The organism is Luteimonas qiangzhengi (assembly GCF_039548515.1).
Classification (GTDB): Bacteria; Pseudomonadota; Gammaproteobacteria; order Xanthomonadales; family Xanthomonadaceae; genus Luteimonas.
This window is the reverse complement of record NZ_JBCLVE010000006.1, coordinates 146,108-167,565: the sequence shown is the minus strand read 5'-3', so window position 1 is coordinate 167,565 and position 21,458 is coordinate 146,108. Positions and strand designations below refer to the sequence as shown.

At 67.4% G+C, this 21,458-nt stretch carries 27 protein-coding genes and 1 tRNA gene; 5 read left to right on the top strand and 23 right to left on the bottom strand.

Annotated elements, in window-relative coordinates; genetic code table 11:
- Positions 1-64: 64 nt before the first annotated feature.
- The 9 genes from WCE59_RS06090 to birA form a co-directional block, all read right to left on the bottom strand.
- Positions 65-373: a hypothetical protein gene (locus WCE59_RS06090; protein WP_343257833.1), complete on the bottom strand. Its 309-nt coding sequence runs from the start codon at positions 371-373 to the stop codon at positions 65-67.
- Positions 370-1,707: a tryptophan--tRNA ligase gene (locus WCE59_RS06085; RefSeq protein WP_449284118.1), complete on the bottom strand. Its 1,338-nt coding sequence runs from the start codon at positions 1,705-1,707 to the stop codon at positions 370-372. Before WCE59_RS06085 ends, WCE59_RS06090 begins: the two co-directional genes overlap by 4 nt.
- 123 nt (positions 1,708-1,830) lie before the next feature.
- Positions 1,831-2,028, bottom strand: a complete 198-nt coding sequence (locus WCE59_RS06080) for a CsbD family protein (RefSeq protein ID WP_343257832.1) — start codon at positions 2,026-2,028, stop codon at positions 1,831-1,833.
- Between the two features lie 195 nt (positions 2,029-2,223).
- Entirely contained in the window at positions 2,224-2,379 is a 156-nt protein-coding gene (locus tag WCE59_RS06075) for an entericidin A/B family lipoprotein (protein WP_343257831.1), read from the bottom strand.
- A 140-nt stretch (positions 2,380-2,519) separates the two neighbouring features.
- Complete coding sequence (gene rocF / locus WCE59_RS06070; RefSeq protein WP_343257830.1) at positions 2,520-3,443, bottom strand: arginase; 924 nt, start codon at positions 3,441-3,443, stop codon at positions 2,520-2,522.
- A gap of 17 nt (positions 3,444-3,460) precedes the next feature.
- Positions 3,461-3,536 (bottom strand) — tRNA-Thr (locus WCE59_RS06065).
- A 40-nt stretch (positions 3,537-3,576) separates the two neighbouring features.
- Positions 3,577-4,341: an SPOR domain-containing protein gene (locus tag WCE59_RS06060; protein WP_343257829.1), complete on the bottom strand. Its 765-nt coding sequence runs from the start codon at positions 4,339-4,341 to the stop codon at positions 3,577-3,579.
- A 17-nt stretch (positions 4,342-4,358) separates the two neighbouring features.
- Positions 4,359-5,099: a type III pantothenate kinase gene (locus tag WCE59_RS06055; protein ID WP_343257828.1), complete on the bottom strand. Its 741-nt coding sequence runs from the start codon at positions 5,097-5,099 to the stop codon at positions 4,359-4,361.
- Positions 5,096-6,127: a bifunctional biotin--[acetyl-CoA-carboxylase] ligase/biotin operon repressor BirA gene (birA, locus tag WCE59_RS06050; protein ID WP_343257922.1), complete on the bottom strand. Its 1,032-nt coding sequence runs from the start codon at positions 6,125-6,127 to the stop codon at positions 5,096-5,098. The genes WCE59_RS06055 and birA overlap by 4 nt, the downstream gene beginning before the upstream one ends.
- Before the next feature lie 149 nt (positions 6,128-6,276).
- Here birA and WCE59_RS06045 point away from each other — a divergent pair, with 149 nt between their 5' ends.
- The gene (locus WCE59_RS06045) at positions 6,277-6,552 is read left to right on the top strand and encodes a hypothetical protein (protein WP_343257827.1); all 276 of its coding nucleotides are present in this window, start codon (positions 6,277-6,279) and stop codon (positions 6,550-6,552) included.
- A 25-nt stretch (positions 6,553-6,577) separates the two neighbouring features.
- Positions 6,578-7,321: a M90 family metallopeptidase gene (locus WCE59_RS06040; RefSeq protein ID WP_343257921.1), complete on the top strand. Its 744-nt coding sequence runs from the start codon at positions 6,578-6,580 to the stop codon at positions 7,319-7,321.
- A 19-nt stretch (positions 7,322-7,340) separates the two neighbouring features.
- Here the strand turns inward: WCE59_RS06040 and WCE59_RS06035 are convergent, their stop codons facing one another.
- The 6 genes from WCE59_RS06035 to WCE59_RS06010 all read right to left on the bottom strand — a co-directional run bounded on the left by WCE59_RS06035 (position 7,341) and on the right by WCE59_RS06010 (position 13,123).
- Positions 7,341-8,717, bottom strand: coding sequence for a sensor histidine kinase (locus WCE59_RS06035; protein WP_343257920.1), 1,377 nt, complete (start codon positions 8,715-8,717; stop codon positions 7,341-7,343).
- A 102-nt stretch (positions 8,718-8,819) separates the two neighbouring features.
- On the bottom strand, positions 8,820-9,506 hold the full coding sequence (locus tag WCE59_RS06030) for a response regulator transcription factor (protein ID WP_343257826.1): 687 nt from the start codon (positions 9,504-9,506) through the stop codon (positions 8,820-8,822).
- Between the two features lie 51 nt (positions 9,507-9,557).
- On the bottom strand, positions 9,558-9,938 hold the full coding sequence (locus WCE59_RS06025; RefSeq protein ID WP_343257825.1) for a hypothetical protein: 381 nt from the start codon (positions 9,936-9,938) through the stop codon (positions 9,558-9,560).
- A gap of 105 nt (positions 9,939-10,043) precedes the next feature.
- Complete coding sequence (gene dusA, locus WCE59_RS06020; RefSeq protein WP_343257824.1) at positions 10,044-11,138, bottom strand: tRNA dihydrouridine(20/20a) synthase DusA; 1,095 nt, start codon at positions 11,136-11,138, stop codon at positions 10,044-10,046.
- Between the two features lie 112 nt (positions 11,139-11,250).
- Positions 11,251-12,222, bottom strand: a complete 972-nt coding sequence (ku, locus tag WCE59_RS06015; RefSeq protein WP_343257823.1) for a non-homologous end joining protein Ku — start codon at positions 12,220-12,222, stop codon at positions 11,251-11,253.
- 37 nt (positions 12,223-12,259) lie between these two features.
- Positions 12,260-13,123 carry a glucose 1-dehydrogenase gene (locus tag WCE59_RS06010; protein ID WP_343257822.1) on the bottom strand — a complete coding sequence of 288 codons (864 nt, stop codon included), beginning with the start codon at positions 13,121-13,123 and terminating at the stop codon, positions 12,260-12,262.
- Positions 13,124-13,293: 170 nt separating this feature from the next.
- Between WCE59_RS06010 and WCE59_RS06005 the strand changes: the two genes are divergently transcribed.
- Positions 13,294-13,473 carry a hypothetical protein gene (locus WCE59_RS06005; protein ID WP_343257821.1) on the top strand — a complete coding sequence of 60 codons (180 nt, stop codon included), beginning with the start codon at positions 13,294-13,296 and terminating at the stop codon, positions 13,471-13,473.
- Between the two features lie 19 nt (positions 13,474-13,492).
- Here the strand turns inward: WCE59_RS06005 and WCE59_RS06000 are convergent, their stop codons facing one another.
- The 5 genes from WCE59_RS06000 to WCE59_RS05980 form a co-directional block, all read right to left on the bottom strand.
- Positions 13,493-14,116 carry a hypothetical protein gene (locus tag WCE59_RS06000; protein ID WP_343257820.1) on the bottom strand — a complete coding sequence of 208 codons (624 nt, stop codon included), beginning with the start codon at positions 14,114-14,116 and terminating at the stop codon, positions 13,493-13,495.
- 105 nt (positions 14,117-14,221) lie between these two features.
- Positions 14,222-14,653 (bottom strand): hypothetical protein, encoded by a 432-nt coding sequence (locus tag WCE59_RS05995; protein WP_343257919.1) that lies wholly within the window; start codon positions 14,651-14,653, stop codon positions 14,222-14,224.
- A gap of 20 nt (positions 14,654-14,673) precedes the next feature.
- Positions 14,674-15,117, bottom strand: coding sequence for a hypothetical protein (locus WCE59_RS05990; RefSeq protein WP_343257819.1), 444 nt, complete (start codon positions 15,115-15,117; stop codon positions 14,674-14,676).
- A gap of 104 nt (positions 15,118-15,221) precedes the next feature.
- Complete coding sequence (locus WCE59_RS05985) at positions 15,222-15,968, bottom strand: HAD family hydrolase (RefSeq protein ID WP_343257818.1); 747 nt, start codon at positions 15,966-15,968, stop codon at positions 15,222-15,224.
- Positions 15,969-16,051: 83 nt separating this feature from the next.
- On the bottom strand, positions 16,052-16,378 hold the full coding sequence (locus WCE59_RS05980) for an EF-hand domain-containing protein (protein ID WP_343257817.1): 327 nt from the start codon (positions 16,376-16,378) through the stop codon (positions 16,052-16,054).
- A gap of 315 nt (positions 16,379-16,693) precedes the next feature.
- Here WCE59_RS05980 and WCE59_RS05975 point away from each other — a divergent pair, with 315 nt between their 5' ends.
- The gene (locus WCE59_RS05975; RefSeq protein ID WP_449284117.1) at positions 16,694-17,878 is read left to right on the top strand and encodes a PQQ-dependent sugar dehydrogenase; all 1,185 of its coding nucleotides are present in this window, start codon (positions 16,694-16,696) and stop codon (positions 17,876-17,878) included.
- 22 nt (positions 17,879-17,900) lie between these two features.
- On the top strand, positions 17,901-20,009 hold the full coding sequence (locus WCE59_RS05970; RefSeq protein ID WP_343257816.1) for a PAS domain-containing protein: 2,109 nt from the start codon (positions 17,901-17,903) through the stop codon (positions 20,007-20,009).
- Positions 20,010-20,040: 31 nt separating this feature from the next.
- Here the strand turns inward: WCE59_RS05970 and WCE59_RS05965 are convergent, their stop codons facing one another.
- From WCE59_RS05965 to WCE59_RS05955, 3 genes are read right to left on the bottom strand one after another with little or no spacing between them, the layout of a single operon-like run.
- Positions 20,041-20,646, bottom strand: coding sequence for a hypothetical protein (locus WCE59_RS05965; RefSeq protein WP_343257815.1), 606 nt, complete (start codon positions 20,644-20,646; stop codon positions 20,041-20,043).
- Complete coding sequence (locus WCE59_RS05960) at positions 20,646-21,038, bottom strand: host attachment family protein (protein ID WP_343257814.1); 393 nt, start codon at positions 21,036-21,038, stop codon at positions 20,646-20,648. Before WCE59_RS05960 ends, WCE59_RS05965 begins: the two co-directional genes overlap by 1 nt.
- Positions 21,039-21,087: 49 nt before the next feature.
- Positions 21,088-21,405, bottom strand: coding sequence for a thioredoxin family protein (locus WCE59_RS05955; RefSeq protein WP_343257813.1), 318 nt, complete (start codon positions 21,403-21,405; stop codon positions 21,088-21,090).
- Positions 21,406-21,458 lie beyond the last annotated feature (53 nt).

The following is a 21,458-nucleotide window of genomic DNA, read 5'->3' as shown; positions in this document are numbered from 1 at the left end:
ATGCGGTCAGTCTAGGCTCCCCCAGCGCAAGCCGGGATCGTGCTTTGGTCGCATTCGCGCGTGCTCAGCGCGTGCGAAGGATTCGCGACCGCAGGAAAAACGCGGCCGTCATGACCGCCAGGTACACCGCATAGCCGATCGCCGTGGCCAGGATCTGGCCCCACATGCGTCCGTAATCCGGGTCGGCCACGTCCAGCGCCCAGTACTGGGTGTATGCAAACGCCACCACGGCCAGCAGCAGGGCCAGCACGTCGTACACCCGCCGTGCGCGCCCGCGGGGCTGGCGCGGATAGATCCAGAACAGCGCGCCGAGGATCAGGAACCACGGCACGAACAGGATCAGGGCAAGATTGATCTCGACCAGCGAGTTCAAAGCTCGGCCTCGGCAAACCGGGCCAGTGCCTGCATCAGCTGCTCCACCGCCACCGCCTCACCCAGACGGCCGATCAGGTCGCCGCCCAGGTGCACACCAACCGCTTCCACATGATGCAGACCGGCACCTGCTTCGCGCTTGAGCCTGGCAATCAGCTGGCCCGCACCGCGTGGCGACTCGTGGCCTTCGCTCTGCAGCAGCAGGCGCTCACCATCCACCAGTTTGAAATAGAAGCGGCCGTCATCTTCGCGGTACTGCTTGAACTGGGGCGGCGCGGTCGTGATCGCTTCCTTGTCTTCTGTTTTCGCACCCAGCGGCTGTGACAGCTCATGCAGCCCCACCGCCGAGCGCAATTCACGCAGCAGCGGTGCGGCGACTTCCTCACGCAGGCGCGCCGCGCCCTCGCGCAGCTGGCGCTCGATCGCGGCCGGATCCGCCACCAGCGCGTTGTAGCGCTCGCGCAGCGGCGCCACTTCAACATCAATGCGCTCGAACAGGCGCTCCTTGGCTTCGCCCCAGGCAATGCCGGCGGCAAACGCCTGCTGCATCGCCACGGTTTCTTCCGCGCTGGCGAACGCGCGATACAGCTCGAACAGCGCCGAGCCTTCGGTGTCCTTGGGCTCGCCCGGGGTGCGCGAGTCGGTCACGATCGAGAACACCGCCTTGCGCAGCTGATCGCGCGGCGCGAACAGCGGAATCACGTTGTCGTAGCTCTTGCTCATCTTGCGGCCGTCCAGGCCCGGAAGCGTGGCCACCTGCTCCTCCACCAGCGCCTCGGGCAGGGTGAAGTGCTCGCCATAGAGGTGATTGAAGCGCTGGCCGAAGTCGCGCGCCATCTCGATGTGCTGGATCTGGTCCCGGCCCACCGGCACCTGATCGGCGTTGAACAGCAGGATGTCGGCGGCCATCAGCACCGGATACATGAACAACCCGGCGGTCACCCCGGCGTCGTCGTCCTCGCCGTCCTCGCGGTTGCGGTCCACCGCGGCCTTGTAGGCGTGGGCGCGGTTGAGCAGCCCCTTGCCGGCCACGCAGGTCAGCAGCCAGGTCAACTCGGTGGTCTCGGGGATATCGGACTGGCGGTAGAACGCCACCCGCTTCGGATCCAGGCCGCAGGCCAGCCAGCTGGCAGCCACCTCCAGGGTGGAACGCTGTACGCGGACCGGATCGTGGGTGCTGATCAGGGCGTGATAGTCGGCGAGGAAGAAGAAGCTCTCCACGCCTGGGGCTTCACTGGCAACGATCGCGGGGCGGATGGCGCCCACGTAGTTGCCCAGGTGCGGCACGCCAGTGGGCTTGATACCGGTAAGGACGCGAAGCGGACGTTGGCTCATTGCAGGCAGGATGACGGTGGGCCCAGCAGTTTACCCGGACACAACGAGGGCCGGCATGGCCGGCCCCCGTGGTTCACTGAGAACCCGTCGTGAGCGCCTATGTGCTCACCGCGGGCGGCAGAATCAGAGCGAGCGCTCGAAGTCCTTGACTTCCTTCTCGGCGCGGTCGCGACCCCAGCCGTACTGTTCCTGCAGCTTGCCGGCCAGGTACTCGCTGTTGCCTTCGGCCACGTCGAACACGTCGTCGGTCAGGTCGCCCCACTTGGCCTGCGCCTTGCCTTTGACCTGGGACCACTTGCCGGAAATGATGTCTTTGTTCATGAGTGTTACCTCGCTTGTGGGGATGACGCGGTTGTTGCCGCGCACCTGCACTTTGCAGTGACCGGCTTGAAGGCCGGGTCAAGATTTCGTTGGGTGGCGTTGACATGCATGAACGAAGGGATTGCGAGCAAAAAGAAAGCCGGCTTGCGCCGGCTTTCCAGTCTTTCCGCGCCAGGGGCGCGGCAGGTGCTGTGATCAGAGCGGGTCGGTGCCGCCGGTTTCCTCGGCCTTTTCTTCCACCTTCTCACCAACCTTCTGCACATCCTGACCCGCACCGCGAACGGTGTTGCAGGCCGTGAACGTGCCGGCAGTGAACAGGGCGAGCAGCAGCAGTGCAGTCAAACGCTTCATGGATCTCTCCTTGGTAAGGGGTTGGGCAGCGCATCCGGATATGGCATCCGGACATGGCATCCAGATATAGATGCGCGGCCCGTGGGATCCATGAAACCCAGCTTGGCGTGAAGCCCGTGCGAACCACGGGCGGGCCCCGTTCAGTCGCGCATGAGCGTGGACTTGCCGAACAGGCTTTCCACCATCTCAACGGCCAGCTCCGCCGTGGTGTTGCGGATATCCAGCGTGGGACTGACTTCCACGACGTCGAGCGAGGCCATGCGGCCGGTGTCGGCGATCATTTCCATTACCAGCTGCGCTTCGCGGTAATTCAGCCCGCCCGGCACGCGGGTACCGGTGCCCGGGGCGATGGACGGATCCAGCATGTCCACGTCGAAGCTCACGTGCAGGTGCACATTGTCGTCCAGGTCCGCCAGCGCCTGCTGCATGGTGCGCTTCATCCCGACCTCATCGATGAAGCGCATGTCGTAGATATCCAGGCCGTATTCCTTGACCAGGCGCTTTTCCTCCTGGTCCACGGAGCGGATACCGATCTGTTTGATCTGGGCGGGCGAAATGGCCGGCACGTGATCGCCAATCCCGGTCAGCACGTCCGGGCCGAGGCCGCACAGGCAGGCCACCGGCATGCCGTGCACGTTGCCCGACGGGGTGACATCGCTGGTGTTGAAGTCGGAGTGCGCGTCCAGCCACAGGATGCGCAGCTCGCGACCCTGCTCCCGGCAGTGGTCGGCCACCGCCGAGATCGATCCGATGGCCAGGCAGTGATCGCCGCCGAGCATGACCGGCATCCGTCCCGCGCGCAGTTCGGCAAGCGATGCCGCGCGCACCGCGCGGTTCCAGGCCACCACTTCATCCAGATGGCGATAGCCCTCCACCGGAGGCTGCCACGGGTTGGCCGGGCCATCGAGATTGCCGCGGTCCACCACATCCACGCCGCGCCCGCGCAGCGCCTCGGCCAGTCCGGCAATCCGCAGGGCTTCGGGCCCCATGCGCGTGCCCTGGTGCCCGGCGCCTACATCGGTAGGCACGCCAAAGATCGAAACGGGGGGATGTTTCCTGTTCATCGGTATCTGCCTGGGTCTGGTGCCGCTTGTCCGACTCGAACGGACGACCTACCGCTTACAAGGCGGTTGCTCTACCAGCTGAGCTAAAGCGGCTTGGATCCGGCAGGCATTCTAGCGCGCCATGGGCCCGGCTTCACTGCAGGGGGCCGCAATTGATTTCGGTGGCCTGCCCGGCCTGCGCCGCGGCGCGCGCGGACTCGGCATCCAGCTGCACTGCAGCCACGTCCAACCACAGCACCGGGTCACCTCCGCCCAGCGGCTCCACGCTGACCTCGAAGCCAGCCGCGCCCAGCGCCGCCTGGTGACGCCGGGCCCTGTCCTCGGCGGTGAACCGGCCCAGGGCGATCGCATTGGCGTTGTCACCTTGGCCCACGATGAAGTGATCATTGAAGCCAGCTTCTTCCAGACGGGCCACCATTGCCTGCGCCTGGTCGCGACCGGCCAGCGGCGGCAGCATCACCCGCCAGCCGGATGGATCAACCGGCACCTCGCGCCGCAGGATCCGCTGGACGCGTGGCTGCAGCACGGACCGGGCCGCTGCCAGCTGTTCCTCCTGCTGCCACGGCCCCAGCCTGAAGCAGGCCAGCCCCGGAGCGTCGGAGGCCTGCGAATTATCGGCATCTGCCCTGGCGTTATTGGCCGCGCCGTCATCCTCACCGGCTGGCATCCCATCAACCACTGCCTCTGCGGACGGCGATTGGCTGTCAAACACCCCGGCTGCACCCAGCGCCGCCGCCTCCAGCACATCGGGCTCGGCCTCCGACGCCAGCAGCAGGCGCGGCACATCGGCCGGCAGCTCCGGCAGGGGCGGGGGTTCCGGCGTCGGGCGCGCGGCCCACCACAGGGCCACCCCCAGGTTCATCACCGCCAACAGGACAATCAGTGCGCGCAGATGCATGACCGGATTCTAGGCGTTCAGGCCGACTCTTCCATCCCCAGCCACCGTGCCAGCCCTTCCAGCACCAGCTGGGGGGCGGGCACGGCGCCTTCGAGGCCCGCCGCCAGCGGTCCGGCACCACCGCCATGCATCAGCAGCGTGGGCGTCTGGCCCAGCTGGCGCGTGGCCACGCTGCGGCTGCGCTCAATGAGGGCCAGGGCGGCCCCTTCGCAACCGGAAGCCAGGGCGTCATCGGTGTCGGCAGCAAACTCCATGTAGGCGCCGCCCTCCCCGGGCAGCTGGGCAGCGCGCGCGTGCAGGGCCTGGCGCATCAGCGCCGGCGAGGGGGCAATGCGGCCGCCATGGTGGACGCCCTGGTCATCGAGCAGATCGATGGTCAGCGCCGTGCCCACGCCCACCAGCAGCCATGGCCCCGGCCCCCGGGCGTGCGCGCCGAGCAAAGTGAGAAACCGGTCCACGCCCAGCCGCGCCGGACGCGGGTAGGCAATCCGCACGCCGTCGCAGCGGGCCAGCGTGCTGGCCAGCGAAATCCTGCCGCTGCGCGCACACAACGCGTCCAGCAGGCGGGTACGCAGCGGCGCGGCGACCACGCTGGACACCGCGGCGGACCCGATCCGCTCCGGCAGCAGCGCCTGCCAACCTGGCGCGAACGCGCTGCCGTCATGCCCGATCGCCTGCACTTCGCCAATCCGCCCCTGCGCATCTACCGGAGCCAGCTTCAACCGGGTGTTCCCCAGATCAAACAGCCAGCGGCTCACGGGCGCACCCCGCCCGGCCGGATGCTGACTTCGCCTGCATGCACCGCCTGCTCGCCATCGTCCATCTGCACCCTCAGCGCCCCGTCGGCGGCAATGCCCAGGGCGATGCCCTCGCGGATGCCGTTGAAACCGTGCACCTGCACCTGCTGCCCTGCCAGCACGTCCAGCGCGGCGTAGCGCTGCAGGAACGGCGCCAGTCCTTCGCGATCGAACTCGGCCAGCGCCGGCAGCAGCCGCGCCAGGCAGCCGGCGGCCAGATGGTTGCGGGACGGGAGCCGGTCGCCTGCCAGCGCGTGCAGGTCGGTCCAGGGCTGATCAATGCCCGCTGCGGTCTGGGCGGGCATGCGCACGTTCAGGCCAATGCCGATGACGGCGCGGACCGGCCCGGCGTTTTCTCCGCCGCCCTCGGCCAGCAGGCCGCCCAGCTTGAGCAGCCCGCCCGTGGGCGCGGCCACCACCAGATCGTTGGGCCACTTCAGCCCCACCTGGTCGATCCCGAAGGCGTGCAGCGCTTCAGCCACGGCCAGCCCGGCCACCAGCCCCAGCCCGCCCAGCCGCGCCAGCCCGGCATCGAAGCGCCGCGCTACCGACAGGTACAGGTTGGCGGCAAGCGGTGACTCCCAGTTGCGACCGCGCCGACCGCGGCCCCCGCTCTGGCGTTCGGCCAACAGCACCTGCGCGCCGTTCGCCGCTGCCGGCCGGCGCAGCAGTTCGGAATTGGTCGAATCGATCAGCCAGGCCACATCGAGGTCCGCCACCCCGGCCCGTACCGTGTCCGGCAGCTGCCCAAGGATCACCTGCGCGTCCAGCAGCTCCAGCGGCCGCGACAGCGCATAGCCGCGGCCGGGACTGGCCTCGATCTCCACGCCGGCGGCGCGCAGTGCTTCAATCCGCTTCCACACCGCGGCGCGCGTCTGCCCGCTGGCCTGGGCCAGAACATCGCCGGACACCGGGCCGGCCTGCAGTCGCTCCAGCAGCGCGCGATCGGACAGGGGTTCGGCGGCGGAGCCGGAATGGGATGAAGGCATGGCAGGCGCTGCAGCGGATTCCAGGGCATGTGGATTATCACTCACTCTTTTCGCTCACTCCGAGGGAGCCACCGGCCCACCAAATGGTGTTGCAATGCAACACGAAACATGTATGCAGAGCGACTGGGTTGACTGTTATAGTCCGGGACATGATCTATCGCATCGCCATTGTGTTGCTGCTCTCAAGCGCAAGCCTGCCGCTGCTTGCGAGCGAAGAGAGCGTGGCCAGCTTGGACAACGGCGGAGACTGTGATTCCGTCCTGGCTCCCGAGGCACCCGGCGACAGCTCGCATATCGCGGGCACTTCGGGCGATGTCGAGGCCGCCTCCCATGGCAAGGCTTCTTCCGGAAACCGCGGTGGCAACGCCGAGAACAGCGTCCGCACGCCGCGCACGCACAGCCTGCTGCCGGGCATGTTCCGCTGAGCCTGGCCCCGGGCGCGTGTTCGGCCTGATCCGGCGCCTGCGCCGCGAACCCCCACCCCCCGATCCATCCCTGTGGCACGTCGTCCGTGCGCGCACGCCATGGGTCGCCCGCCTGGACAGTGAGCGCGCTGCCCGCCTGCAGCAGCTGGCAGCGCGGTTTCTGGCGGAAAAAACCATCACCCCGATCAACGACCTGCAGCTGGATGCAAGCCAGCGGATGCAGCTGGCCGCGCTGTGCTGCCTGCCGCTGCTGGAGTTCGGCGTTGGCGGCCTGCAGGGCTGGCGCGAACTGATCGTCTACCCGGACGCGTTCCGGGTGAACCGCACCCACATCGACGCCGCCGGCGTGATGCATGAGTGGGACGACGAGCTGATTGGCGAAGCCTGGGAATCCGGCCCGCTGATCCTGTCGTGGGCCGATGTGGAATCGGACCTGGCGACTCCGCGCGCCGGTTTCTGCGTGGCGGTCCACGAAATGGCCCACAAGATCGACGCCCTGGACGGTGTGCTCGACGGAACGCCTCCACTGCCGCGCGCCTGGCAGCAGCAGTGGGCGCGCGACTTCCAGCGCAGCTACGACGCCTTCGTTGCCCAGGTGGAGGGCGAAGCGGAAACCGCCATCGACCCCTACGCCGCAGAAGCGCCGGAGGAGTTCTTCGCGGTGTGCAGCGAATACCACTTCAGCGATCCGGCCACCCTCAAGCGCGAAATGCCCGACGTGGCCGCGCACCTGGAACGCTTCTACGGCCCCTCCCCCTTCACAAAGTAGGAGCGCGTATGGCGCGCTCCTACAGCCCCGGCGGCAGGACGACTTCGAAGCGGGCGCCGCCGAGTTCTTCCGAGATTCCCACGTTCAACTCGCCGCGGTAGCTGGCAATGATGTCCTGCACGATCGACAGGCCGATGCCGTGGCCGTGCACGCGCTCGTCGCCGCGCACACCGCGCTGCAGCACCGCCGCGATCCGGTCGGCGGGAATGCCTGCGCCGTTGTCTTCCACCGCCAGGATCACGCCCGGTCGGCGATTGGCCGCTGACGCACCGGGCTTCACGGTCAGCAGCACCCGGGATTGCGCCCACTTGAAGGCGTTCTCAAGCAGGTTGCCCAGCAGCTCCTGCAGGTCGCCGGGCTCGCCGTGGAAGCGGGCGTCCGGATCGATCTCGAACTCGCACAGCACGCCCTTGCTGGCGTAGATCTTCTCCAGCCCGCGCACGATCTGCTCGGCATGCGGCTCGATCTCGACCGGCGCGGCAAACAGCTTGTGGCCGCGTGAGGACGCGCGCCCCAGCTGGTAGCCGACCAGGTCATTCATGCGCCGCAGCTGGATTTCCAGATCCTCGCGCAGTTCCGCATCGCTGGCATCCGAATCCAGGCGGGTATGCAGCACCGCCAGCGGCGTCTTCAGGCTGTGGGCCAGGTCGGCCATGGTGTTGCGCTGGTGCTCGAGGTTCTGGCGCTCGCTCTCGATCAGCGCGTTGATGCTCTCGGTCAACGGCTGCAGCTCGCGCGGGTGCAGGTCGCCCATGCGGTTGAGCTGCCCGCGCTGCACCCGGGTCAGCTCGTCGATCACCCGCCGCAGCGGCCACAGGCTCCAGCGCAGCACGCCAGACTGCAGCAGCAGCAGCACTGCCCCGGACACGCCCAGATAGCGCCACAGCGCCTGCCGGAACACCTGCACCTGGCTGGGCAGGGTGCCGGCGTCTTCCATGATGTAGACGCTGAAGGGGGTTTCGATTTCCTGCCCGCCCATCTCGCGCACCAGCACGAAACCGCGCCCGTAGCGGATCACCTCGCCCTGCTGGCCGGCGCTGTCGGTCATCGACAGCGGCCCGTCGATCCGTTCCTGGCCGCCATCCAGCAGCGGCATGTCCGGCAGCTGCGGGCCCTGGGATGACCCCGACAGCCAGTGCGAGTCGGCCATCACCACCGCGGCATACAGGTCGCCACCCGGGCGCTCGAAGCGCTCGTCGGGGGGATATTCGGGTGGGATCAGGGTGTCGTCGCGAGCGAACTCGATGGTGCCCGCATAGAACTCGGCAAACACCCGCAGGCGCTCGCGCTGGCCCTGACTGGCCACATCCATGAACGCACGATCCAGGGCGAAACCGGCCAACGCCAGGAATGCCACCAGGCCAACGCTGGCGGCCAGCAACTGGCGCACCTGCAGCGAGCGCGGCCGCCATGACATGCGATAACCCCGGACATTCCCCATGGCTTCAGCCTACTCCGGCCGGACCGCATGCGCGGCGCCCGGCCATCAGGCGCCCGCTCAGCTTTCGGCGTTGCGCGGGATCGCGAAACGGTAGCCGCGACCGCGCACGGTCTCGATCGGCTTGAGCGTGCCTTCCGGGTCCAGCTTCTTGCGCAGCCGGCCGATGAACACTTCCAGCACGTTGGAATCGCGGTCGAAATCCTGCTGGTAGATGTGCTCGGTCAGGTCCGCCTTGGAGACCAGATCGCCGGCATGCATCATCAGGTATTCGAGCACCTTGTATTCGTAGCTGGTGAGGTCGACGTTCTTGTCGTCCACCGTCACCGTCTGCGCGGCAAGATCAAGGATGACCGGGCCGCATTCAAGCTGCGGCTTGCTCCAGCCGGCCGCACGCCGCACCAGCGCGTTGATCCGTGCCAGCAGCTCCTCGACATGGAAGGGCTTGACCAGGTAATCGTCGGCGCCCTGCTTGAGGCCGTCCACCTTGTCCTGCCAGCTCGACCGCGCGGTCAGGATCAGCACGGGAAACTGCTTGCCCTCGTCGCGCAGGGCCCTGATCAGCTCCATGCCGGACATCTTCGGCAGGCCCAGATCGATGATGCCCACGTCAAACGGCATCTCGCGGCCCATGTACAGGCCTTCCTCTCCGTCCTGGGCGGCGTCCACCGCGAACCCCTCGCGCTTCAAGCGCGCGGCCAACGTCTCGCGCAGTGGGGCTTCGTCCTCGACGAGCAGAATCCGCATTCCTATCTCCAGTCACAGAGGCCTTGCGGCCGTTTGTTCAAGTATCTGAACTCAATCGTCATCGCCGCGTGAGCGCTGGCTGCGGCGCTGCTGCGGATCGTCTTCGAATACCCGCACCCGGCCCCGGTCATCGACCATCTTGATGCGGTTGATCTCACGCCCGCCCGAGTGCATGCGCTCCGCGCTCAGGATCTGGCCGCGATTGGCCCGGCGCACATGGCGGATCGAATCGGCCATCGAATCCTGTCGCTCCGCCTGGCGCCGCGGGGCCTGCTGCTGCCGTTGCTGCTGGGGCTGTTGCTGACGGACGCGCTCTTCTGCCATCCGCTCCACCCGCTGCTCGTGCAGGCGCTGTGCATGCGCAGGCGAGCACAGCACCAGGACCGCGGCAATCGGCAGCATCCACAGCAATTTTTTTGAAAGCAAGGGCATGGGCAGCGGAATTGTTGTGATGGTTTGATGAAGCAAGCGACACGTGCCTGAATCCAATCAGGCCCGGAGCCGCTAAATTGTTGATTTTTCGGGGTGAATCCGTCCTTAATCCCTGCAGGCACCGGGTCCGTCCCGTTCAGGTAGGACGCCGTCCGATTCTGCCCGATCAGGCGCTTTGCGCAACATGTCCGCGGTCCAGCTCCGCCGGGTGACCTCCAGGGCCTCTTCCACCAGCGCCCAGCCGGCATCCGGCAGGTGCGACCCTTCGCTGAGCACCCTGCGGAATGCACGGCCTCCGGGCTGGCCCTGGAACAGGCCGAGCACGTGGCGGACGATGTGCTTGAGGGCAAGACCACCGGCCAGCTGCGCCTCCACATGCGGACGCAGCGCGCGCAGCAGGTCTTCCCGGGACTGCAGCGGACTGCCGGTCCAGGCCGCGTGCAGGCGGTGCAGCAGGTAGGGGTCGTGATAGGCCGCGCGGCCCAGCATCACCCCATCCACGTGCGCCAGGTGTGCGGTTGCGGACTCCACATCGGCGATGCCACCGTTCAGCCAGATGGTCAGCTCCGGCCGCTCGCGCTTGAGCCGGTAGGCCCATTCCGGGCGCAGCGGCGGGACCTCGCGATTTTCCTTCGGGCTCAGGCCCTTCAGCCACGCGTTGCGGGCGTGCACCACGAACGTATCGCAGCCGGCCGCAGCCACGGTCTCGATGAAACCGGCAAAACGCTCCCACTCGTTGTCATCATCCACACCCAGTCGGCACTTCACCGACACCGGCACCGGGGTGGGCAGGTCCGCGAGCGCTTCGCGCATGGCCGCCACGCATTCGGCCACCAGCGCCGGCTCACGCATGAGGCATGCGCCAAAGCGCCCCGCCTGCACACGGTCGGACGGGCAGCCGCAGTTGAGGTTGATCTCGTCGAAGCCGTGTTCGGCACTGATCCGCGCCGCCTTGGCCAGCAGCGCTGGATCGCTGCCGCCCAGCTGCAGGGCGACCGGATGTTCGCCGGGATCCATCGCCAGCAGGCGCTCGCGATTGCCGTGGATCACCGCATTGGCGTGCACCATTTCGGTGTACAGCAGCGCCCTGGGCGCCAGGATCCTGTGGAACACGCGGCAATGGGTATCCGTCCACTCCATCATTGGCGCGATGGACAGCGGAAAGGCGGAGCCGGGCTGGATCGGGAAGGAAGCGGTCACGGTGCGCGGGCTTGAATGGCCGGATCAGCCCGCCATTGTCCGCGCTGGCGGGCGCGAGGTCCAAGCCCGCCCGCTTGCGTGGTTCAGCAAAGCGGCTGCGGTCGCGATGCGCTCAGCCCGCCTTGCGCGCGGGTGCCTTTCCGGCGGTCTTCCTGCTGCCGGACCTGGAGGCCTTTTTCGCAGCTTTCTTCGTGGCTTTCTTCGCCGCCTTCTTTGTTGTCTTCTTCGCCGCTTTCTTTGACGCCCTGGCCCCGCCACTGGCTGCGCTTGCACCGCGCTTGCCGCCCTTCTTCTCCAGGCTGCGCTTGAGCAGCTCGGCGAAATCGATGACGTTGGTGGCCGAACCTTCCGGCGGCGTCTCCTGCTCGGGATCGTCGTCCTGCACCACTTTCTTCGAGCGCACCCGCTGCTCGATCACTTCCTGCAAGCGGATCCGGAAGTCATCCTTGAACTGTTCCGGCTCCCAGTCTCCGGCCATCGAGGAGATCAGCTGCTCGGCCATCTCCACTTCGCGCGGAGTAATTTTCCACTTGTCGGACTTCCCGTCGGGCAGGCGATATTCCTCCGGATCCACCAGCTCCTGGGCAAAGCGCAGCACCATCATCACCAGCGCGTCGCCGCGCGGCAGGACCGCCGCCAGGTATTCGCGGGTGCGGATCACCACCCGGCCAATGCCCGCCTTGCCGGTGCGGGTCAGCACATCGCGCAGCAGCACATAGCCCTTTTCCGCTTTCGCGGCAGGCTCGAGTACGTAGGGTTTATCGAAATACTCCGGCTCGATCGCGGCAACGTCGACAAAGGTGTCGATATCGATCGTTTCCTTGCGGTCGGGTGCCGCCGCGGCGAGGTCCTCTTCCTCGATCACCACGTAGGCGCCCTTGTCGTACTCGAACGCCTTGACGATCTCCTTCCAGGGCACTTCCTCACCGGTTTCCTCGTTCACCCGCTCGTAGCGCACACGGGCGTTGTTGCGGCTGTCGAGCATGCGGAAACTCAGGTCCACGCGGCGCTCGCCGGCCATCAGCCGCACGGGGATGTTGAGCAATCCAAACGACAGCGTGCCAGTCCAGATCGGCCGGGCCATGGTGCGCTCCTCAGGTCAGTGAATGGGATTGCCCGACTCAGGCGCTGATATGGCCACCGCCGTTGATGTGGATGATCTGGCCGGTGATGAAGGACGCCTCCTCGCTGGCCAGGAATACGTACGCCGGGCCCAGTTCACTCGGCTGGCCAGCGCGCTTGAGCAGCGTGTTGGCACCGAACGCGGCCACTTCCTCGGCGCTGAAGCTGGCCGGGATCAGCGGCGTCCACACCGGGCCGGGCGCGACCGCGTTGACCCGGATGCCGCGCTCGGCGAGCGACTGGGCCAGGGAGAACGTGAGTGCGTGGATCGCGCCCTTGGTAGACGCATAGTCGATCAGCTTCTCGTGGCCGCGCGCGCCGGTCACCGAGCCGGTATTGATGATGCAGCCACCATCTTCCAGGTGCGGGATGGCCGCCGTGGAGGCATGGATGAAAGAGAACACGTTGGTGCGGAAGGTGCGCTCCACCTGGTCGGAATCCAGCTCCTCCGGTTCTTCCACGGTGTGTTGTTCACCCGCGTTGTTGACCAGGATGTCGAGCCGGCCGAACTTGTCGAGCACTTCCTTCACCAGGCGCCTGCATACCGCCGGGTCGCCGACGTCACCCGCAAGGGCCAGGCATTCGGCGCCCTCTTCGCGGAGGAGGCGCGCGGTTTCTTCGGCATCCTCCGCTTCGTCCAGGTAGCCGAACGCCACCCTGGCTCCCTCGCGGGCGAAGTGCAATGCGACCGATCGGCCGATGCCGCTGTCGCCGCCAGTGATCAGTGCCACCTTGCCGTCCAGCCGTCCGGACCCCCGGTAGCTGTCGCGGATGCTTTCAGGCTCCGGGCGCATTTCATCCTGCAGGCCGGGCTGCCGGTCCTGCTGCTGGGGAGGCTGGTTGTTCTGCTCCTGTTCGCTCACGGGCTGCTCGCGGGTATGGGGGGACAGGAACGATGGCAGGGCCCGCGTAGAAGCCGCGTCACGGCCGCGCAGGGCGTGCTTCCGAAGGGCGTGCCCGCAAATGCATGGTCACACCATCACAACATCGACCGGCCGACCATTTGCCTTCCCAAGTCAGCGAGGTGTTTCCCATGGGCCACGATCGCAAGGACCTGCCGGCTGAACACGGCGCACGCGGCACTGCCGAAACCGGCAGCGAGCGCCGCGCACGCCAGAGTCACGCCGACAGCAACCAGGACGAGGCGCTGGAGGAGACCTTCCCCGCCAGCGATCCGGTGTCGCCGTTCGTTCCGGCCAAGCCGCGCAAGTAATTCGTCAGCAAGCAATCAGTCAGCGCGCTTCCCCGCCACCGGATGGTGGCTGGGTGGGCGCCTGATCGTGCTCCGGGAAGGCCCGCGACAGCTCCTCATCCAGCTCCAGCGGCCTGCCCCAGCGTCGGTAGCTGTGAACCACGCCGTGCCTGAGGCGGGTAAAGGCTTCGCTCCCCGGGCCGGCGCCCAAGCCGCTGGCCAGCGTGCTCCAGCTGGCTGCCGGCTGCTGCTCGCGCAGGTCAACGATCAGCCGACATGAGCGGCCGGTCACCCGGGCCAGCGAGCAGGCGAAATACACATCGCCCGGCTCCCACTCCGTCCCGTCCATCAGCGCCGTCAGCGGCCCGCGGGCAGCGCCGAGATAGCGCACCATCTCGTCAACGAACGCGTCAGGGTGGCGGCTGGCATAGCGGCCGATATCGGTCAGGCGGGCGTCAAGCCATGCGTCACCGGTGGCCGACGGGTCTTCCGGCAACACCTCTTCCAATGCCAGGTCTTCCTGCCCGTCTTCCTCACCTGCATCAGCCAGCTCGCTGTCCTGCGGCTCGGCCGCTGCGGTGTCCTGCGCACTCAGGTTGGTCGTGAATGCCAAGCCCAGGCCCAGGCCAATCACCAGGGCATATCTGCAATGACTGTCCATCATTTCTCCGATCTCCGGCGACTGGCCCTGGAGCGACCCGCGCGCGGCGGCGGCACCCGGGTTTCGCGTTGGGCGATTGTGCCGCAACAGCGCTGGAGGCGCCGTGGATCAGCGCTCGGAAATGATGAACGAGCCGAACGCCACGCCTACGTCCCAGCCATCCCCGGTGCCAGCCAGGGCCAGGCTGACCGGCCCCTTGGTCACTACGCGGGCGTTGGCTGATCGCACTGCGCCGGCGTGCGCTTCGGCCGAGGCATAGCCGCCCAGCACTTCACGCATGCTTTTAACCCCGGAAAACGTGCCGCTGCCATTGTCGATCCGCGACTTGCCGAAGCTCAGCCCGCCGCCGCGGGCCTCGATCGTCACCGGCATGCTCTGCCCGTTGCTGCAGCTCACCGTTCCGCTGCCGCTGGCGGTTTTGTAGAACACCGACCAGCCGCTCATGCTGAAACTGAGCCGGCAATCCAGCTCCGACTGGGCCTGCGCCTGGCTTGCCGGCAATACGGCAAGCAAGGCCGCGACGCCCGCAGCCGCAAGCATCTGCAGCGCGCTGCGCCCGCTCACCAGCGGTTGCCCCGGCTGTTGCCCTTGCCGCGCTGATCGCGGTCAAAGCGCGGATCGTAATAGCGCACGGTGCAGCGGCCATTGCGGTCACAGTTGCTGCGGTTGTTGGCCTGACCGCGGTTATTGGCATGACCGCGGGCACGGGCGTGGGGCGGCGGGCCACGGAACTGCGACGGGTGGTAACCGGCCCGGTAGTTGCGCGGCACCTGGCGGTAATACACCGGCCGACCGTGACGGTCGCGCGCCATCACCAGTCGGTCGTTATGGCCATAGCTGCCGTGGCGGTAATAGGGCGAACCACCGCGAAGCACCACGTCGGCCACATCGACGATCACGCGGACCAGGTCGTCACTGGCGTGGACCGGAGCTGGCGCCAGGGCGGCAGCGCCGAAACCGGCGGACAGGATCAAGGGAGCAAGCCAACGGAAGGACATGGACATGTGCGGACTCCTCGCAGGTTCCCCGGCGGCGGCGGGGCGATGGATCCACCATGCCCCGGCCATCGTGAACCGGCTTTTAACCCGCCGGCGCCGTTGAGGCCGACTCAGACTGCAGCGGCGCTGGCTGCAACGGCGATTTCTTCCACCACGGCAGGCAGGGAAGCAGGATCGGGCGCTTCGCGCATGCGCGAAACGTGCCCGCCCAGGTCGGCCTCCATCTCGTGCTCCCAGGTCACGTGATAGGGCATGTGCACCGCCCAGCCGCCAAGCGCCAGCACCGGCGCCACGTCCGAGCGCAGCGAGTTGCCGATCATCAGGAAGCGCTGCGGGGCAAGGTCGAATTCCTCCAGCACCCGGGCGTAGGTCTCGGGATCCTTTTCACTGACGATCTCGATCCGCGGAAACAGGTCCTGCAGGCCGGATTCGCGCACCTTGGCTTCCTGATGAAACAGATCGCCCTTGGTGATCAACACCACCTCGTAGCGGGCGGCCACCGCCTCTACCGCCTCGCGAATGCCTGGCAGCAGCTCCACCGGGTGCTGCAGCATGTCTTTGGCCAGGCGCAGGATGCGGCCGATGTCGGCGGCTTCGATGCGCGCCCCGGTGATATCGATCGCCGCCTCGATCATCGACAGCGACATGCCTTTTACGCCATAGCCGAACAGCGCGATGTTGCCCTTCTCCACCGCGTACAGGCGCTGGCGCGCGCGGCTGTCATCCAGGTCCACGTAGCGGCCGAGGATGTGCTCGAACTCCAGCTGCGCCTGATCGAAGAAGTCCTGGCTGCGCCAGAGGGTGTCATCGGCGTCGAAGCCGACCAGGCCGATGCCGGTGTCGTGTTGTTCTGTCATCCGGCCAGTTTACGGGACACAAAAAAAGCGGGGCGACCAGATGGCCGCCCCGCCTTCATCAAACCGGTGCGTAAGCCGCTGGATCAGTCCTGCGGCGGCGGGGCACCTGCGCCCTGCGATGCGGCCCAGGCCTGGTACTCCTGCGGCGTCAGCACGCCGTCGCCGTCGGCATCGGCCTGATCGAAGACCTGGGCCAGCTGCGGCAGGCCCGCGGCTTCGGCACGGCTCAGGTTGCCATCACCATCGGTGTCCAGGTCGGTCCAGCTCACCTGGCCCTGGGGGGCAGACTGCGCGGTGGGCGTCGCCGGCTCCTGGCCGAAATCGTCTGCTTCCTGGGCGAACGCCATCGGCATGGCCATGGCGAAACCAAGGGCGAGAAGGCCAGTCAGGGGCTTGCGTACGTTGTTCATACAGTCTCTCCAATTGAAATCAAAAAGTGCGGACCGTGTTGCTCCGCACGGCACCGAGACTGGAGGCCTGCAGGTGAACCGCACGGGGGTCGGCGTCGCCGTTCTCCACGCGTTTTTAACCAATAGCGGACTGTCAGCGGCTAGGGGCCGGCGTGACCGGCTTGGCAGTGGGGCCGCCAGAGCCCGCCACTGCGCGCCCACAGCGGCCCGCCCCACTGCGGGGACCCGGGCCCGGGGGGCTGAACACAACACAACCTTTACTTGCCGGTATCTTATGTCTCCTGCCGTTTTACCCCGGCCCTTACGGAGAGCACCATGACCCGACACCTGCTGGCGGCCGTCTGCGCCGCATTCCTGGTCAGCGCCTGCAGTGGCAACCAGGGGGCGCCGCCCGTCAACATGGAAGGGCCCGCTGCCCAGGCGGCGGAGCGCGCCGCGGCCGAAACCGAGCAGCCTTTTGCGGTAGATGAGGTCAGCGGCTTCGATGAGCCATGGGCGATGACCTTCCTGCCCGATGGCCGCCTGCTGGTGACCGAGAAGCCGGGCACGCTGCGTCTTTATGATCCGCAGCGCGATGTGACCGGCCAGATCAGCGGCGTGCCTGAAGTCGTGCACGGCGGCCAGGGCGGTCTGGGCGACGTGGTGCTGCATCCCGGGTTCGGGAGCAACTCGCTGGTCTACATCAGCTATGCCGAAGCCGGCGACGGCGATACCGCCGGTGCCGCGGTGGCCCGCGCGCGGCTGATGCTGGACGGCAGCGGCGGCGGCTCGCTGGAAGACCTGGAGGTGGTGTGGCGCCAGGTGCCCAAGGTCAGCGGCCAGGGCCATTACGCGCACCGCATCGCTTTCCATGACGACATGCTGTGGATCAGTTCCGGCGACCGGCAGAAATTCGACCCGGCCCAGGACATGCAGTCGAACATGGGCAAGATCCTGCGCCTGCATGAAGACGGCTCGACTCCCGATGACAACCCCTTTGCCGACCAGGGCGGTGTGGCCGCCGAAGTCTGGTCGCTGGGTCACCGCAATCCGCTCGGCTTCGTGTTCGATGCCCAGGGCCGGCTGTGGAACCACGAAATGGGCCCCAAGGGCGGCGACGAGTTGAACCTGGTGGAGCGCGGCGCGAACTTCGGCTACCCCACAGTGTCCAACGGCGACCACTATGACGGCCGCCCGATTCCCAACCATGACACCCGCCCCGAGTTCCGCGCCCCTGCGATCACCTGGACCCCGGTGATTTCCCCGGCCGGCTTCATCATCTATGACGGCAGCATGTTTCCGGACTGGAACGGCAGTGGCTTCATCGGTGGCCTGTCCTCCGAGTCGCTGGTGCGGATCGAGTTCGACGGCGAGTCAGCGCGCGAAGCCGAGCGCTTTGACATGGGTACCCGCATCCGCGAAGTGGAGCAGGGCCCGGACGGCGCGATCTGGCTGTTGGAAGACGGCGGACGGGGTGCCAACGGCAAGCTGTTGAAACTCACGCCTGCGACCGGCGCCTGATGACCCTGGCTGTGAGGTAGGCATGCACGTGATGGGACGGGCCGATACGGTCCTGCTGATTGACGACACGCGCAGCGATGCCGCGCTGTATTCGGCCCTGTTGCGTCGCGCCTCCAATCCCCCGCGCGAAGTGGAGCACGCGCAGTCGCTGGAAGCAGCGCTGCGCATGCTTGAGGGCGGCAGCTACAGCGCCGTCCTGCTCGACCTCGGGCTGCCCGACTGCGAGGATCTGCAGGGTCTGGAAACGATCGTGCGCCGCTACCCGGAGTTGCCGGTCGTGGTATTGACCGGGCGCGACGAGGACCTTGGCGAACGCGCCATCGCCGCAGGCGCCCAGGATTACCTGCGTAAATCCGATGCCAAGCCGGCCGTGATCGACCGCGCACTGCGCCTGGCCCAGGCCCGCCAACAGCTGGAAAACCGCGAACGCCAGGCCCGCGAGCAGCTGCTGCAATCACGCCGCCAGCTGGCGGAAAGCGAGCGTCGCTATCGCGACATCTTCAATCACAGCATGGGCCTGATCTGCACCCATTCGCTGGGCGGCGTGCTGCAGTCGGTGAATCCGGCGGCGGCGGCGGCGTTCAACACTTCCCCGGAAGCAATGGTGGGGCGGCGGCTGCATGGGTTCGTGCCCGCGGCCGCCCATGACCAGGTCGACGCCTACCTCAGCCGCATCCATACCCGGGGCGCGGACCAGGGCTTGGTGCCGGTGCTGATCGGCGATGAGCTGCGGATCTGGCGCTATCACAATCGCCTGATCGACCGCGACGGGGAACAGGTGGTACTGGGGCTGGCCCATGATGTGACCGACCGGCAGCGGATCGAACGCGAGCTGCGCGCCAAGACCGCCGAACTGGAGGCGGTGAACGACGCCGCCCCGCTGGGCCTGATGCGCACCGATGCCCGCGGTCGCTGCACCTACGCCAACCGGACCCTGCAGCAGCTGGCCGGGCTTTCCTTCGATCAGATTCTGGGCGATGGCTGGCTGCAGGCGGTCCACCCCGACGATCGCGAGCGGGTGGCCACGCAATGGGAGCGCACCTGGCGTGCCGGCGAAAAGTTTTCCGACCGCCATCGCTTCATGCATATCGACGGGCGCACCATCTGGTGCTCGGTGCACGCCTCACCGATGATCATCGGTGGTCGGATCAGCGGCTATTTCGCCACCATCCAGGACATCACCCGCGAACAGGTGGCCGAGTCGGCCCGGCGTCGCGGCGACCGCCGTCTGGCCACGTTGGCCGATGCGCTGCCGCTGCTGCTGATGTTCGTGGATCGCGACATGCGGGTGGAGTTCATCAACTCCGGCTGGGCCGAAGAGCTGCGCCGGCCCGTCGAGCAGATCATGGGCCAGCCGCTGCTTGAGCTGCTCAACCCCTCGACCGGAAAGCACTTCGCCCAGGGCCTGGAAAGTGCCCGCGCGGGGGTCGAACACAGCGTCGACTTCGACGATCCGGGCGATACGGTCATCCGCACCTGGAACGCGGTGTTCATTCCCCAGCGCGACCAGGACGGCTACGTGGATGGCGTGCACGTGATGCTGCGCGACGTGACCCTGGAGAAGGCCCACCGCCAGGAACTGGTGCGCCGCGCCGAGCAGGATCCGCTCACCGGCACCCTCAACCGTGCCGGGTTCGAAGCCCATGCTGGCCATGCCTGGAAGGAAGCTGCCCGCCAGGGACGCCCGCTGGGCGTGTTCTTCTTCGACCTGGACGGCCTCAAGGAAATCAACGACAGCCTGGGCCACGCCTCCGGCGACGGGCTGCTGCAGGAAGTGGCTGCCCGGGTTCGCGAGAGCGTGCGGGCAGACGACATCATCGGCCGCCTGGGCGGCGATGAGTTCGCCCTGATCGCGCGGCACGTCTCCGGTACGGAAGCTGCTGAAGCCGTGGCCGCGAAGCTGATCGAGGCGGTCGCCGCCTCAACCCGGCAGAAGGTCGCCGGCACCGACGCACAGATCCTGCACGCCTCGTGCAGCCTGGGCTATTGCATTGCCGATGCGGCGGATGTGTCGCTGGCCCAGGCGCTGCAGCGCGCGGACCAGGCCCAGTACGCGGCCAAACGGGCCGGCAAGGGTCGCGCGGTGCAGTGGCAACCGCACGGCCTGCCGCACGCACCAGGCCGCAGCTGATCCGGATCGCGAGCGGCGCGGTTGCCGCCGGTCAGTCTTCCCAGCCCCAGGGTGCCTCGGGTGCGGGCACGGCCCGGGACAGATCGAAATCCACCTGGAACCCGCGATCGGTGCCGACCCGGTTTCCGGCATAGACAAAGCGCCCGTCCGGATGAATTTCCATCAGCCACACGCTGCGCTGGCCGCTGCCGGAAATGACCTCGCGGGTCTGGTCATCGGCGGCGAACATCTGGGTGTCGGCGCTACCGGCGTTGGTGGTGATGCCGCCGTACATGGTGACCGTGTCCGGGCTGCCGTCCGCCTGGCGATGGTCATGGCGCAGCTCGATCCCGTCGGCGCTGCGGCTCAGCACCCAGGTGCGCGAACGGTCATCGTCGATCACCAGCGGGATCCGCACCCGGTCGCTGCTGCAGTCGCGCACGTGGATGACCACGCTGCGATCGCGGAAGGTGTCATCGCCCTCCGGCGCCCGCACCAGCTGCCCGGCATAGGCCTGGCCGCACAGCGCCTGCAGCCGGTCCCACCACTGGTCCTGCGGATCGCCGGCGCTGGCACTGCCGGCCACCACCAGGGAAAGTGCCAACGCCAGGGGCGGCATCGCCCGGCCCGGCTTCCCGCCGCATACGGCCACCGGCATCAGGACAGCACCCGGACGATGTCCGGGATTGGCGCGTTGGTGAGATTCTTGGGAATCTCGGTCAGCAGGCGCTCGCTGACCTCCTTGTGCAGGCTGGGGCGGATCTGGCCCAGGGTCTGCGGATCGGCGATCAGCACGGCCGCTTCAAACCCGTTCTTCAGCGCCAGCGCGTTGAGGTGATGGGCCAGCTGCTTGGCGAAAGTGGCCTCGTCGATCTCCTCGCCGCGGGTCTCGGTCGGCATCGAGCCCGCCGGGCCGTCGTCATTCAGGTTCTGCGGAGTCAGGGTGTCCACTTGGACAAGCTCGGGCTCAAACACGCCGCCCACGTTGCGCAGCAGCCGGGCGCCAGCGCCGTCGGCGACGATGATCAGGGTGTCCTTGGGAATCCTCATTCGGTTGAAATCTCCTTGCGGGTCGATCTTCAGGTATGGGCGGATGTGGCTACAGCCGTCCCAGCTCGTGTTCGATGTCGTCAGGCGTCGGCCGCACCAGACGGGCCACGATCGCGCCGTCGCGCAGCACCACCAGCGTGGGCCACAGCTTGACCTGGAACGAGCGACCCAGAGGCCGCCCGCTGCCGTCTTCGATCTTCAGATGGGCCAGCTCGTCGCGCCCGGCAAGGGCGCGTTCCAGCGCCGGCTGCGCTGCCTGGCAGTGTCCGCACCAGGGCGCGCCGAACTCCAGCACGGTGACGCCATCGAGCGCGTCGACGTGGGATCGGCTGGGTTCTTCTGCTGCGTAATCACGGGTGTAGGCCATGCAGTGATCCTGCCAGCGCCCAGGTGAAGCTGCAGCAAACGGCTGGGCCGGCC

Bases quoted from the DNA above. Each gene is read 5' to 3' on its own strand.
- WCE59_RS06085 (WP_449284118.1), bottom strand. From the start codon at position 1,707: ATGAGCCAACGTCCGCTTCGCGTCCTTACCGGTATCAAGCCCACTGGC.
- WCE59_RS06080 (WP_343257832.1), bottom strand. From the start codon at position 2,028: ATGAACAAAGACATCATTTCCGGCAAGTGGTCCCAGGTCAAAGGCAAG.
- WCE59_RS06075 (WP_343257831.1), bottom strand. From the start codon at position 2,379: ATGAAGCGTTTGACTGCACTGCTGCTGCTCGCCCTGTTCACTGCCGGC.
- rocF (WP_343257830.1), bottom strand. From the start codon at position 3,443: ATGAACAGGAAACATCCCCCCGTTTCGATCTTTGGCGTGCCTACCGAT.
- WCE59_RS06060 (WP_343257829.1), bottom strand. From the start codon at position 4,341: ATGCATCTGCGCGCACTGATTGTCCTGTTGGCGGTGATGAACCTGGGG.
- birA (WP_343257922.1), bottom strand. From the start codon at position 6,127: ATGCCTTCATCCCATTCCGGCTCCGCCGCCGAACCCCTGTCCGATCGC.
- WCE59_RS06045 (WP_343257827.1), top strand. From the start codon at position 6,277: ATGATCTATCGCATCGCCATTGTGTTGCTGCTCTCAAGCGCAAGCCTG.
- WCE59_RS06030 (WP_343257826.1), bottom strand. From the start codon at position 9,506: ATGCGGATTCTGCTCGTCGAGGACGAAGCCCCACTGCGCGAGACGTTG.
- WCE59_RS06025 (WP_343257825.1), bottom strand. From the start codon at position 9,938: ATGCCCTTGCTTTCAAAAAAATTGCTGTGGATGCTGCCGATTGCCGCG.
- ku (WP_343257823.1), bottom strand. From the start codon at position 12,222: ATGGCCCGGCCGATCTGGACTGGCACGCTGTCGTTTGGATTGCTCAAC.
- WCE59_RS06005 (WP_343257821.1), top strand. From the start codon at position 13,294: ATGGGCCACGATCGCAAGGACCTGCCGGCTGAACACGGCGCACGCGGC.
- WCE59_RS06000 (WP_343257820.1), bottom strand. From the start codon at position 14,116: ATGATGGACAGTCATTGCAGATATGCCCTGGTGATTGGCCTGGGCCTG.
- WCE59_RS05995 (WP_343257919.1), bottom strand. From the start codon at position 14,653: ATGCTTGCGGCTGCGGGCGTCGCGGCCTTGCTTGCCGTATTGCCGGCA.
- WCE59_RS05990 (WP_343257819.1), bottom strand. From the start codon at position 15,117: ATGTCCATGTCCTTCCGTTGGCTTGCTCCCTTGATCCTGTCCGCCGGT.
- WCE59_RS05985 (WP_343257818.1), bottom strand. From the start codon at position 15,968: ATGACAGAACAACACGACACCGGCATCGGCCTGGTCGGCTTCGACGCC.
- WCE59_RS05980 (WP_343257817.1), bottom strand. From the start codon at position 16,378: ATGAACAACGTACGCAAGCCCCTGACTGGCCTTCTCGCCCTTGGTTTC.
- WCE59_RS05975 (WP_449284117.1), top strand. From the start codon at position 16,694: ATGACCCGACACCTGCTGGCGGCCGTCTGCGCCGCATTCCTGGTCAGC.
- WCE59_RS05970 (WP_343257816.1), top strand. From the start codon at position 17,901: ATGCACGTGATGGGACGGGCCGATACGGTCCTGCTGATTGACGACACG.
- WCE59_RS05965 (WP_343257815.1), bottom strand. From the start codon at position 20,646: ATGCCGGTGGCCGTATGCGGCGGGAAGCCGGGCCGGGCGATGCCGCCC.
- WCE59_RS05960 (WP_343257814.1), bottom strand. From the start codon at position 21,038: ATGAGGATTCCCAAGGACACCCTGATCATCGTCGCCGACGGCGCTGGC.
- WCE59_RS05955 (WP_343257813.1), bottom strand. From the start codon at position 21,405: ATGGCCTACACCCGTGATTACGCAGCAGAAGAACCCAGCCGATCCCAC.